We start from the raw sequence: 12,292 nt of genomic DNA on the forward strand, positions 1-12,292 counted from the left end.
TGCTTGGACTTTTGAAACACTTGAAGTGAGTCAAGGAACCGTCCCCTGACTCACTGCTGACTCACTGACTCACTTTTAACGGACGATACACTACAGAGGTTTATACTGGCGGCGAAGCGGAGTTCCGTTTTACAGAGTATACCAAGGGGCTTCATAATACTGACCTGAGTGCGCAGAATATTATTTGGAATGACCTTTTCAGACACTATTCCCGCGCTGCTGATGGGCAACTTGTTGTTTTGAATAAAGATAAAAAAGATTTGATGAATTATGACAGCAACTCGGTTGCTTTTATCGTTGGTACGGCAAAAGCTTTAATTGGAGGTAAAAAACAAATTGTTTTGGAGAAGGCACCAAAGGAAGCTTATGCGGATAAGACGCTGGTACCCTTGAGCGCAATTGTCCAGGTTTTCGGCGCCAAAGTGAAGTATGACTCAGATAGTAAACAAATTACCATTAGATATGGAAAAAATGTTGGGGTTTTGACTGCTGATAATCCGTTAATATCTATTAATGGGAATATTATTAGACAGATTGATTATATGAATCCGATTGTCGATGACGGCGTAGTGATGGTTCCTGTTCGACCGGTGGTTGAGCTAATTCTTGGTAAATACGTGTCTTATAGCAGCGGCGCCGTTTATATTTCAAATGATCCCTTTGTCCAGATAGGTCAAGGTACAGCACATGTATTAGGGAGAGTGCTGGAATGAGTTTTTTTCATTAAGCATTCAAATGATATTGGCGGTTGATATTCTCGGTAACGGCATGCTCTGCAAGGTGAGTGACAAGAGGCTTGCCTACTTGTTGTTTCAATAGAATGCAGATAGCAAGGCGAAGTGACTGTTCAATTATGGGAACAGTCACTTCCGTATATTGACTCTATTGTTCTCGTCTACTGGGCACCTTATGCCCCAAAACGTTGCTGCTTTGTTTCCATTATTTCCAACCCTGAACAATAGCAGATTTGGATTAAGGAGAAATGTGATGGCAGAAGAAAATATAAGGAAAAAACTTACGGCAGAAGAAGTGTTAGAAAGGTTTGCGGAAATTGTTCAATATTTACCTGGCATAGTTGCGGAGAAAATAGGTGTTGCTATAATAAAGGACGGAATTAACATTGCCGAAATGCGAGCCACACCTAATTCCAATCAACCATCTGACATTGGTAAACCGGTTAGAGGTGGAGTGAGTCTTGAATGCCTGGAGACCGGTCAACGTGTAGTTAAAGTAGTACCAATAGAAAAATCCCATATCGGAATGCCTTATGTTGCTTGTGCGCTGCCGATTAAAGAAGGTAATCGGGTGATAGGCTGTGTAACTACAGCTCAGTTTATTGATAAACAACAAATGGTTTCGAGTGTAGCGACAGACGTGGCTTCTTCCGCGCAGGAATTGACCGCTGGTATGGAAGAATTGTCAGCTGGTTCACAAACTGTTGCAGATACAAGCCGGGAACTTGATTTGTTAAGCCGGGAATTGTCAAAAGCAAGTGTAAAAACCGATGAAATTGTACATTTCATTAAGAACATTGCCGACCAAACTAACTTGTTGGGACTTAATGCAGCTATTGAGGCCGCACGGGTTGGCGATATGGGACGGGGTTTTGGGGTAGTGGCCGAAGAAGTCCGAAAGCTTGTAACAGCAAGTGCGATTCAGTAAAAGACATTAATTCCGCATTGGAGGGGATTCGGGCAGCAGTCAATAAGCTTACAGACAGAAGTAAAATTCTTGATACTATTGTTGACGGGCAAGCTACCTCTATTCAAGAAATGGCAAGTGCCAGTCAAATCTTGGCTTCTTTAGCCGGTGAGTTGAGCTGGGTTGCCGATTCGATGTATCAAGAGTAAGGAAAGGACTTTGGTTTAGAATTAAGTGCCGTAAAATGGAGGGAGTTAAGAATGATGAACAAAGATCTGGATTTATCCATTATTAATAGGTTTCAGTTTGAGTACCAGCCGGTAGGTGTGAAGTTCTTACTGACCAAACCGGAGGGCCTAAAACAGCTTGACTGGTGCTTTCTGCGAAATGCTTACGGTTGCGCAGACAGCGGAACCTTTTTATACGACAAAAGAAAATCATGAATGCAAGGCCGGACCTATTTTAACAGGGATGGTTGAACCTGACCCTGTTTTTGAGAGTGGTCAAGTCGGACCTAAGCTGGGGGTCTACGAAGATCCTCGTGCAAACAGACAAATTTATCAGAGTATGTCGAGACTGGAGCGAAACACAGTAAATTATATTGCCTATGCTTCCTTGGACAAACTAACATTCGACCCTGATTTATTAATTATTACAGCTAAACCGAGTCAGGCAGAAATTTTATTGAGAGCAGCCAGTTATAGGACCGGAAAAGGTTGGAATGCAAAAGGCACAAGTGTGCTGGGCTGTGCCTGGCTATATATGTATCCGTATGTGCAGGGTGAAATTAATCTCATGGTTACCGGCCTCCACCATGGAATGAAAGCGCGTAAGCTATTGCCTGAGGGTTTGCTTTTGATTACACTCCCATATCAACTGCTGCCTGAAATTGCAGCAAATTTGGGAAAAATAGAATGGGATTTGCCACAATACAGCTGGGGAAAAGAGGCCCATAGACAAAGAATGCGGCAAATCGCCGAGGAAATAAGAAATGAGATGGAAAAATAATTAGTACGATACATGGCATGTAATTCACTTTCCGCACCCTTTTAGAAAGCCTGTTAATAATTGGCCGTCATTTTGTAAAAAATCGGGAATATCAGTTTGACGGACATCCTCTGCAGTCGCCAGAAGCAGTAACTTGAGTAAAGGTCAGTATACGGTACGAAAAATAGAGACACTACTCCCTTTTACCACTCTACTGGTCTCAAAAGCAGAGATCGTTTACGGTTTTAAGAGATCTTCTTCCGTGACTCCCAATAGCCGCATTAATAATTGTAGCCGCTGAAACTCTCTGTCGTTACAGGGAGCATAAAAATGGTTGCCTTGGGTTGTTAAGATCCGATGATTAGTTAGCAATATCAATATTTTTTCGCATGTCGAGGATGCTATCTTGCGGTTATCCGTATCCCGAATCCTCTTCCTGGGAATCTTTGAGTCGCAACCGTGCCGGGCGCTGCATGTGACGAAAAAGGAACGTCCCTTGATGTCCTTCCTTGATGTCCTTCTTGATGTCTTCTCCTGGGCAGGACGGATGGGCAGATATCCAGGAGTCAGTTGTGCATTTTTTACCTGAAATTTACAGTTTCCGGCTGTTTGTAATCCAGTAAATGGATAAGCGGGCTATTGACTGTAAAATATTAGGCGATTCAGAGGGTATGATTCAATAAATAATGACAAAAAATCTTACGATTTTTTTCATGAACACGCCCTGTAAGGACCACCCACCAGCGAACAGGTTGATACACAATCACTGCAAACCAAAGAAGTGCCGATAATCGCGGCCGAGTAACCGAGGAGCCGGATGAGGGGAAACTCTCAACAAACCGCGTGAATACGAAAGCGACTACGTAATATGCCGCAATTGCAGCTTCAGCAAATGCGGTTAAAACAATTACAGTGTACAACATATAAACAAAAAGAGTTCAGGCAGGTACTGAACTCTTTTTGTTGTGCAGGGAAATTGATAAAATGCTTGGCTTTTGGAAAAGTAAATAAAGGAGTAGCAGCTCACACTGCAGAAAAATTAATATTTACGTTGCAAATATTAAGGCAACTTATGCAAATTTAACTACTTCGACAATAGAAATATCGGAATTGTTGAGATCAAGCAGCGTACCGTCAAGGCGTCTTACTGCCGGCTTTATAGACATGAAACTGCCAAAGTGAAGTACTTCTGCTTGGGTTTCGTCACTTAAGAGAACGGTAGAGCCTGTTAGTGCCGAAATCGCATTGCGGATAAAAAGTTTGCAGTAGTCGCGGTCAAAATGTATAAATATTTCGTTTGCCATGATCTCCAGGGCGGCAAAGGGAGTAATGCTATGCCGGTAGACCCGATTGGAAGTCATCGCATCATAAGTATCCGCGATGGCGATAATTTTGGCGAAAGGATGGATTTTATGGGAGGGAAGGCCTCCCGGATAACCACTACCGTTTTCCCGTTCGTGATGCTGCAAAATGGCATATTGGATTGCAGAGGGAATATGGTTCAGACTTTTTACCATATAATACCCATAAATAGGATGAAGTTTTAAAATGGCTTTTTCTTCTACAGTGGGTTGACCGGGTTTATCTAAAATGGACCGGGGAATTTGAGATTTGCCGATATCATGCATAAGTCCGGCCAAAATCAGAGATTGGACAGTCTTTTCTTTAAAACCGCACCAACGGGCAATTAAACCGGTGATTATTCCCACATCTACCGCGTGCAGATAGGTATATTCCAGTGGTGGTTTGGCCTGATACAAAAAAGTGAGCGTAGTATTGTCATCAATAAAATTGTATAAATCATGAAATGCCAGTTGACGGAGTGTATCAAAAGGCAGTTGTTCCTGATCACGCATATATTCAAAAATGCTGCCTGCCGTGATAGAAATTTTGTGATATTTATCTTCAAGTTTATTGCTATACCCGCTGACAAGAGAGGGAAACATGACATCATGATAGGAAGGTGGCCTGGTCGTATGTGATGCAAGTACACAAACTGAGGTAATTTTCCATTTTCGCAAGAGGTTAATCAAATGACTGGTTAATTCCGTATCTTTTTCCAAAATGACCTGCTTACGAGCCGACAAGACTGTTTCGGCCAGAATCATCCCTGGGACGAGCTTGCTTAAGTCTAGAATGGTTTTTTTCATAAGGGTAACCACCTCGGGATAGAGAGAATCTTGATGGTTTTTTAAAGATAACAAAAATATGGTTAAAGAAAATATAAAAGAGTACAACTTTATTATATTTGATATTAAACCATATAGTCAAGAGGTGATTTATTATTAAAGCAGAATCGCAGCAACTATTAATTCAAGTAGGTGAAAGACTTAAACAAGCTCGAAATGCCGTTAACCTTTCTACTTTAGATGTAGAAAGAAGTACAGGGCTTTCCAAGGGAAATGTAAGCAGTTGGGAAAATGCCAAATTTTTCCCAAGTGCATATGCATTGGTTGTATTATCTGAACTTTATGGCGTTTCTGTTGATTGGATATTAAAGGGGAAAGAATTCGATAAAAGAGAAAATATAAAAGAAGTAAAAAGTATGCTAGATGATGATCTGCAATTTATCGAGAAAACATTAAAACAAATAATGAGAAGTAATGATCCTGACCTTAAAAGTTGGGCAAAAGTGCAGTTTAAATTTGCTTTTGGTGATTATTTAAGAAAGCTGGAACAGAAAGAATAAATTACACATTTATAAGACAAAAAGCCATTTTTCCGGTATAATGTAATTTGACAGGTTGTTGTCAGGTTGAGATTAGGCGGTCATACTCCTGTTAGCAGGGTATGTCCGTTATTTTTTTTGAGGGAGGAGATACATAGTGCAGATTTCGCACGACGTGGATGATAACCAGACAGCGGATACAAAGCGGTGGACAGGCTTTTCGCCTAAGTGGCTTGCTGTACCGGCGTGTCTGCTTATGATATTTTCAGCGGGATTTTTGGTAAACGCTCACCAGGTACGCAATACCGGCGGGGTAACGGTGATTGCACAACAAAGCCAGCCCAGTGTGGCCGGGCAGGCTCAGGATACTGAAAAAATACAGACGGATATGGCTAAGCTGGCCACTACTCCATCTATCTGGCCGACAAGCGGAGAGGTTACTTCCGGTTTCGGTTGGCGGAGTTCGCCCTGGGGTGACGGCAGTGAAATGCATCCGGGAATTGACATTGCCAATAGTATCGGCTCGCCTATTTTTGCTACTGCTGACGGTGTGGTTGTCCAGAGTGGCTGGGCTGGCGGTTATGGGAATATCGTGCACATTGATCACGGCAATGGCATTGAAACCATTTATGGGCATAATTCGCGGGTCAGCGTCAGTGTTGGCCAAAGTGTGAAAAAGGGGCAGATTATTGCTTATTCGGGCAATACAGGGAGAAGCACAGGCCCGCATGCTCATTATGAAGTAAGAGTTAACGGGACTGCTGTTGATCCGATTCGCTTTTTGGTTCTGTAGTAAATGCAAAAGTATGTCCTGATTTATGCTGTTCATTGCTCATGATAATGTATTGGAAGTGTTATGAAAAAATCCCTGTCTGATCTAATGATAGGGATTTTTCATTTTATCTTTTTCAGCCACTCGAATTGTGTACAAGTTGATGTAGTTTTTTGAAAACGATTTTGTATTGCTTTTTGGAAACTAAAACACTATAATAGTTTATGAGTGATGGAAGATGGAATGATTAATTAACGATAAAGTAGGAGAATACAATGAATGATATAAAAGAGCTTATCCTTGATAAAGCAAAAGAACGCATGGATCGCTTTGGTTTTAAAAAAACAACAATGGATGAAATCAGTAAAGACTGTAAGATTTCCAAAAAAACAATCTATGAACACTTTACCGATAAGGAAGATATGTTTAGATGCCTGCTGTTGCGTGAATGTCAGCAAACGATGAAATTGTTATTTTCCCGCCTGGAGAATGTGGCTGACCCGTTCGAGAAGCTGATTTTGTTAATTAAAACGGCGGTAACGTACTTTAATCAGGACCATTTCATTACCAGGCTATTGAAAGATGAGGATGCCTTGTTCCTGACTATTTCCAACAAAAAATACCATGAATATATTGATGAAGAAGTTATCTCCATCATCGCCGGGGTGATCCGGGAAGGCAAACAGCAGGGCAAGTTCCGGGATGTTGATGAAAAAATTGTAGCGTATGCCGGGTTCAAGCTGTTTCAGGCCTTTAGTTATGCGCGTACAGGACAACTATACCAAGAACAGGACGAACAGCATTATACGGCGGTTCTTGTTGATTTTATTCTGCATGGGCTTGTGAAGAAATAGCGACAGCGATAAGCCCAATGTTTATAAAAGCTTGTTTTAGGCGACATGATTTTGAGGGGGAGGGTTTTGTTTGCAAAAGTCGGTAGGAATTTCTTTGATAGTTTGTATGCTGGTTTTATCTGTCGGTTTTGCCGGCTGTTCAAAGACGGAACCGGTCAAGGAAGCGGCACCGCTTGTTCGCTCGCAGGCGGTACAAGCGGATGCTTTGGGGCAAAATGCGAGCTATTCGGGTGAAGTGCGGGGCCGGTACGAAACGCAGCTTGCTTTTCAGGTTAGCGGCAAGATTATAAAGCGCAACGTTGACCTCGGCAGTGTCGTAAATCCCGGGGATGTGCTGATGGAAATTGACGCCAAAGACATCGCGCAGACGGTAAACATCAGTTCAGCGCAGGTAGCTTCGGCACAGTCGCAATTGAATTTAGCCGAGACAAATTTGGCGCGATACCGCAAACTGTATGAACAGGGGGCTGTCAGCCGGGCACAACTGGATCAATATGAAAATGCCTACGAAGTCGCGCTGGCTGCTGTCCGTCAGGCATCGGCCCAGTATACGCAAGGCACAAATCAGCTAGGTTATAGCTCGCTGGTGGCAGATAGTGCCGGGGTTGTTTCCGGTGTTAATGCCGAGGCCGGGCAGGTTGTCAGTGCCGGGGCGCCGGTTCTTACGTTAGTGAAAGACGGCGAGCGGGAAATTGAAATCAGTGTTCCGGAAAACCGCATTGACGAAGTGCGCAGTGCGCAGCAAATGCGGGTCAGCTTTTGGGCACTGCCGGATGTGACGGTGGAAGGAAAAGTCAGAGAGATTTCACCGGTGGCCGACAAAGTGACCAGGACCTACAAGGTCAGAATTACGCTTACCAATCCGCCGGCGGGCATCAGTCTGGGTATGACGGCCAGTGTAGCGGTGGCAAACTCAGCAGGTCAGCAGGGAGTATATATTCCGCTTTCAGCGGTTTATCAAACCGGGGATTCGCCCAATGTCTGGGTGATCCAAGAGGATACCGTAAGTCTTAGACCCATCAAAGTCGGGGCGTTTGGCGACGGAAAAGTACAGGTTGTAGAGGGGCTTCAGGACGGTGATGTCATTGTTACCGCCGGTGTCCAGAAGCTGAGGGAAGGACAGAAGGTGCGTATATGAGCCAATTTAATTTGACAGAATGGGCCCTTAATCATAAGCAACTTGTGTATTTTTTCGTCTTCCTGACTTTCCTGACAGGCATTTTATCGTATCAGCAGCTTGGGCGGATGGAGGACCCTGACTACGCAATCCGTCAAATGATCGTGTCTGTCGCCTGGCCGGGGGCCAGTGCCCGCCAGGTGGAAGAGCAGGTAACCGATAAAATTGAGAAGAAACTGCAGGATACGCCGGGGCTTGATTATCTGAAAAGCTATTCGCGACCGGGGCAGGCTGTCATTTATGTGAATCTAAAGGACTCAGTCAATGAAAAGGATATCCGTCCCACCTGGCTGGAAGTGCGTAATATGGTAAACGATATGAAAAGCACGTTACCCCAGGGGGTGGTCGGGCCTGCCTATAATGACCGGTTTGATGATGTGTTCGGCAATGTATATGCCCTTACGGCTGACGGGTACAGTTATGAGGAAATGCGGGCAAAAGCCGAGCAGATCCGCAGGATCCTGCTCGGGGTTAGTAATGTAAAAAAAGTAGAACTTATTGGTGTTCAGCCGGAGACAATTTATATTGAAATGGCAAGCAGTAAACTGGCCGAACTCGGTATTGATCCCAATTTGATTATTTCGTCGGTAAAAGCGCAAAGCGCGATGACGCCTTCCGGTATGGTGGAAACATCCTCCGATAACGTATATTTACGGGTTTCCGGGATCTTTGAAAATGTCGACGGCCTTCGCAATATGCCGATTCGGGTGAATGAGCGTACTTTTCGACTGGGGGATATTGCCAGGATTGAACGCAGCTATGAGGATCCCGGAGAACCAAAAATGTATTTCAACGGCCAGCCGGCGATCGGGCTTGCCCTGTCGATGGATAAGGGCGGAAACATTCTTACGCTGGGAAGCGATTTGGAGAAAACCATTGCCTTGATTAAAAAAGATCTGCCGCTCGGTTTGGAAATCAGTCAGGTGGCCAACCAACCGCAAGTGGTCAAAAATTCCATTGCCGAATTTGTTGAATCACTCTGGGAAGCTATCGTCATTGTCTTGGTTGTTAGTTTTCTCAGTCTTGGTTTCCGGTCAGGCATTGTTGTGGCTCTCTGCATTCCGCTGGTAATTGCCGGTATCTTTGTGTGCATGAAGATCGGCGGCATCGATCTGCACAAAGTGTCTTTGGGAGCGCTGATCATTGCGCTGGGTTTGCTGGTCGATGACGCCATTATTGCTGTGGAAATGATGACTGTAAAACTAGAGCAGGGCTGGGGGCGGTTTGAAGCAGCCTGCTACGCCTATACGGCAACAGCTTTTCCCATGCTTACCGGCACGCTGATTACTTGTGCCGGTTTTATCCCCATCGGATTTTCAAAAGGAGCGGCGGCGGAATTTACCAGCAGTCTATTCCCAGTTATTACCATTGCACTGTTGATTTCCTGGCTGGTTTCCGTGACGGTAACCCCGCTGCTTGGCTATAAACTGGTCAAACCCAAACAGCAGGCAACAGCGGGACACGACATTTATGATACGAAATTCTACCGGCTGTTCCGGAAAACGCTTATCTGGTGCCTGAATCGCAGGAAGCTGGTGCTGGTTCTAACCATTGTCAGCTTTATCGGCTCGATCTTCTTATTGAAGTTTGTAAAGCAGGAGTTTTTCCCGCCGTCAACCCGTCCGGAACTCATTGTCGAAATGACTTTGCCGGAAGGTTCGTCCCTGGCGGCTACCGAGCAGGAAGCGCAAAAATTTGCCAATGCTCTTACTGACGACCCGGATATCGAGAGTTACAGCTATTATGTCGGCAAGGGATCACCGCGGTTTATTCTCACGATTGAGCCCAAACTGCCGGCGGTGAATTATGCCCAGTTTGTTATTGTGGCGAAAAATCTGGAAGCACGCGAAACTTTAAATAAAAAAGTTGACAAGCTGTTTGCCGACGATTTTGCCAACGTGCGCGGGCATGTCAACCTAATTCAGACAGGGCCCCCGTCGCCTTACCCGGTAATGCTGCGGGTTTCCGGCTATGATCATGAGAAAGTGCGCGAACTTGCCCAACAGGTCAGCGAACAGATGATCAGTGACCCTAATCTCGCCAATGTCAATTTTGACTGGCATGAAAAAAGCAAGGTCATGCATTTGACTGTTGATCAGGATAAGGCGAGAATGCTGGGAATCAGCAGCCAGGGACTGGCTCAGGACTTGCAGACCCAGCTTTCCGGGGCTACGGTTGCCGAGTACTATGAGGAGGATAAAACGGTTGGCATTGTATTTCGGATAGACGCCGAAAACCGGAAAAACTTAGGCAGCATCAAGGACCTGCCGGTGCATATCGGTAATGGCAAATTTGTGCCGCTGGAGCAAATTGCCAAAATCAGCTATGATGCCGAAGAAGGCTTGATCTGGCGGTACAATCTCAAGCCGACAATTACCGTCCAGGCAGACGTTATTCCCGGCGTGACCGGCAATGACGCCACGCAAAAAATTTATGAAGCATTACAGCCAATGCGTGACAGCCTCCCCCCCGGCTATAGCATTGATATCGGCGGAGCGTCGGAAAAAAGCAAGACTTCGATGGATTTTCTGGTTAAAACAATTCCGGCCATGGTTGTGGTTATTGTAATTTTGCTGATGCTTCAACTGCAAAATGTGTCCCTGATGGTCCTGACAATTCTTACAGCCCCGCTTGGCATCATTGGGGTTACCCTGTCAATGCTCTTAACCCAGCGCTCGATGGGCTTTGTCGCCGAACTTGGAATTTTGGCGCTTAGCGGCATGATTATCCGCAACTCAGTTATTCTCATTGATCAGATTGAACAGCATAAAAAAGCAGGCGAGACGCCGTGGAATGCAATCATCGATTCGGCTGTGCTGCGATTCCGCCCCATTATGCTTACGGCGGCTGCGGCAATATTGGGGATGCTGCCCTTGATTCCAAGTACTTTCTGGGGGCCGATGGCGGTAGCGATTGGCGGTGGTTTGCTTGGCGCAACTGTGATGACGTTGCTTGTTTTGCCGACAATGTATGCTGCCTGGTTTAGGGTTAAACCCGACTCGAATAAAGCAGATAAGTGATATAGGAATAAAACAGAGAATCCGTAAGCCGAGGCTTACGGATTCTCTGTTTTATTTTGGCTATGAGGGGAAACCGACATTGAGCATTTCGCTGGGCAGACTATCCGGTTCTTTGGCAACATTTTCAGGGGCAATTTCATGGTCCGTGTCTTGTCTGGCCAGGAGATCTTCAGATGCAGGCCGATCATCGGTATGTTTATCAGTCAACGAAACCACCTCACACAATAATATTACCAGGGGAAGAAAACTTATCCTTAAAAGCATAATATAAGCATAAATTTACATATTGACAGTTAAGAATAGTCAGATTATAATCATATACAAGAATAAATGATCACAAACAATCATAAACAGGTAAGAACGTTCATGCGATTATTGCGCATACGTGGGGGAGCAAACATGTTATATGAAGAAGAACGCAAACTGAAAATTGTTGAATACCTGCAAGATCATTTAAGGGCTTCTGTACAAGAACTAAGTAAGGTTTTTCAAGTTTCGGAATCGACAATTCGCCGGGATTTGCAAGAGTTAGAAGATGCGAAATTATTAAAAAGAACACATGGCGGGGCCGTGTGTTTGGAGAATGTCAATGTTGAACCGACTTTCGTAGAGAAGGAAGATAAGTTCCGCAAGGAAAAGGCAAGGATTGCTCAAAAGGCGGCTGAGTTTATTCAGGACGGAGATACCCTGGTGATTGATTCAGGGACGACAACAGCCTATTTGGCTAAAGAATTGAGAAAATTTTCAAACATAAAAGTAGTAACGAACTCAATTATTTTAGCCCAGGAACTGCGGGGGTTTGAGGGGATCGAGGTTATTATGACCGGTGGAACCTTGCGGCAGAATACGTTGGCGATGGTCGGGCCGATTACGGAACATTCTCTTAGCATGCTTCGGGTAGATAAAGCTTTCATGGCAACAAACGGGCTGGATTTGCAAGAAGGACTGACAACCCCGAATCTTGTGGAAGCAGCAACAAAAGCCAGGATGATTGATATTGCCAAGCAGGTTATTTTGTTAACAGATCATACCAAAATAGGTAAAGTGGCTTTTGCTAGATTTGCCGGTATAGCAAGAATTGATACATGCATCGTTGATGACAAAATCCCGCAAGATGCAGTTAATGAAATGGAAAAATTAGGAGTTCGGGTTTGTGTAGTAACCCCATAGGAG

11 protein-coding genes and 1 pseudogene are annotated in these 12,292 nt (G+C 44.6%); 10 read left to right on the forward strand and 2 right to left on the reverse strand.

Going from position 1 to position 12,292, the window contains the following annotated elements; all coding sequences use genetic code 11:
- The first annotated feature begins 239 nt into the window (after nt 1-239).
- The 4 genes from BLR65_RS11880 to BLR65_RS11890 all read left to right on the forward strand — a co-directional run bounded on the left by BLR65_RS11880 (nt 240) and on the right by BLR65_RS11890 (nt 2,649).
- Nucleotides 240-713, forward strand: coding sequence for a stalk domain-containing protein (locus BLR65_RS11880; RefSeq protein ID WP_093794411.1), 474 nt, complete (start codon nt 240-242; stop codon nt 711-713).
- Nucleotides 714-987: 274 nt separating this feature from the next.
- The gene (locus BLR65_RS31405) at nt 988-1,662 is read left to right on the forward strand and encodes a methyl-accepting chemotaxis protein (RefSeq protein WP_281241532.1); all 675 of its coding nucleotides are present in this window, start codon (nt 988-990) and stop codon (nt 1,660-1,662) included.
- A gap of 17 nt (nt 1,663-1,679) precedes the next feature.
- Nucleotides 1,680-1,850, forward strand: a complete 171-nt coding sequence (locus BLR65_RS29760; RefSeq protein WP_169716757.1) for a hypothetical protein — start codon at nt 1,680-1,682, stop codon at nt 1,848-1,850.
- A 157-nt stretch (nt 1,851-2,007) separates the two neighbouring features.
- A complete protein-coding gene (locus BLR65_RS11890; protein WP_093794413.1) occupies nt 2,008-2,649 on the forward strand; it encodes a DUF169 domain-containing protein in 642 nt (213 codons plus the stop codon).
- Between the two features lie 1,049 nt (nt 2,650-3,698).
- Here BLR65_RS11890 and BLR65_RS11900 read toward each other — a convergent pair.
- Complete coding sequence (locus BLR65_RS11900; protein WP_093794415.1) at nt 3,699-4,778, reverse strand: HD-GYP domain-containing protein; 1,080 nt, start codon at nt 4,776-4,778, stop codon at nt 3,699-3,701.
- A 161-nt stretch (nt 4,779-4,939) separates the two neighbouring features.
- Here BLR65_RS11900 and BLR65_RS31410 point away from each other — a divergent pair, with 161 nt between their 5' ends.
- The 5 genes and pseudogenes from BLR65_RS31410 (at nt 4,940) to BLR65_RS11925 (ending at nt 11,119) form a co-directional block, all read left to right on the forward strand.
- Nucleotides 4,940-5,317 (forward strand): helix-turn-helix domain-containing protein, encoded by a 378-nt coding sequence (locus BLR65_RS31410; RefSeq protein WP_281241533.1) that lies wholly within the window; start codon nt 4,940-4,942, stop codon nt 5,315-5,317.
- Between the two features lie 379 nt (nt 5,318-5,696).
- Nucleotides 5,697-6,089 (forward strand): annotated as a pseudogene (locus BLR65_RS11910) (M23 family metallopeptidase); the annotation flags it as partial.
- A gap of 254 nt (nt 6,090-6,343) precedes the next feature.
- Nucleotides 6,344-6,922, forward strand: a complete 579-nt coding sequence (locus BLR65_RS11915; RefSeq protein ID WP_093794417.1) for a TetR/AcrR family transcriptional regulator — start codon at nt 6,344-6,346, stop codon at nt 6,920-6,922.
- Between the two features lie 70 nt (nt 6,923-6,992).
- The gene (locus BLR65_RS11920; protein ID WP_093794418.1) at nt 6,993-8,060 is read left to right on the forward strand and encodes an efflux RND transporter periplasmic adaptor subunit; all 1,068 of its coding nucleotides are present in this window, start codon (nt 6,993-6,995) and stop codon (nt 8,058-8,060) included.
- Nucleotides 8,057-11,119, forward strand: coding sequence for an efflux RND transporter permease subunit (locus BLR65_RS11925; protein ID WP_093794419.1), 3,063 nt, complete (start codon nt 8,057-8,059; stop codon nt 11,117-11,119). Before BLR65_RS11920 ends, BLR65_RS11925 begins: the two co-directional genes overlap by 4 nt.
- Nucleotides 11,120-11,179: 60 nt before the next feature.
- Here BLR65_RS11925 and BLR65_RS29765 read toward each other — a convergent pair whose 3' ends face one another.
- A complete protein-coding gene (locus BLR65_RS29765; protein ID WP_169716758.1) occupies nt 11,180-11,326 on the reverse strand; it encodes a hypothetical protein in 147 nt (48 codons plus the stop codon).
- Between the two features lie 192 nt (nt 11,327-11,518).
- Here BLR65_RS29765 and BLR65_RS11930 point away from each other — a divergent pair, with 192 nt between their 5' ends.
- Entirely contained in the window at nt 11,519-12,289 is a 771-nt protein-coding gene (locus BLR65_RS11930) for a DeoR/GlpR family DNA-binding transcription regulator (protein ID WP_093794420.1), read from the forward strand.
- The last annotated feature ends 3 nt before the right edge of the window (nt 12,290-12,292 follow it).

The organism is Sporomusa acidovorans (assembly GCF_900101845.1).
Taxonomy (GTDB): domain Bacteria; phylum Bacillota; class Negativicutes; order Sporomusales; family Sporomusaceae; genus Sporomusa; species Sporomusa acidovorans.

What these genes read in the sequence shown, in the direction of transcription:
- BLR65_RS31405 (WP_281241532.1), top strand. Translation starts at nt 988, where the DNA reads ATGGCAGAAGAAAATATAAGGAAAAAACTTACGGCAGAAGAAGTGTTA.
- BLR65_RS11900 (WP_093794415.1), bottom strand. Translation starts at nt 4,778, where the DNA reads ATGAAAAAAACCATTCTAGACTTAAGCAAGCTCGTCCCAGGGATGATT.
- BLR65_RS11915 (WP_093794417.1), top strand. Translation starts at nt 6,344, where the DNA reads ATGAATGATATAAAAGAGCTTATCCTTGATAAAGCAAAAGAACGCATG.
- BLR65_RS11925 (WP_093794419.1), top strand. Translation starts at nt 8,057, where the DNA reads ATGAGCCAATTTAATTTGACAGAATGGGCCCTTAATCATAAGCAACTT.
- BLR65_RS11930 (WP_093794420.1), top strand. Translation starts at nt 11,519, where the DNA reads ATGTTATATGAAGAAGAACGCAAACTGAAAATTGTTGAATACCTGCAA.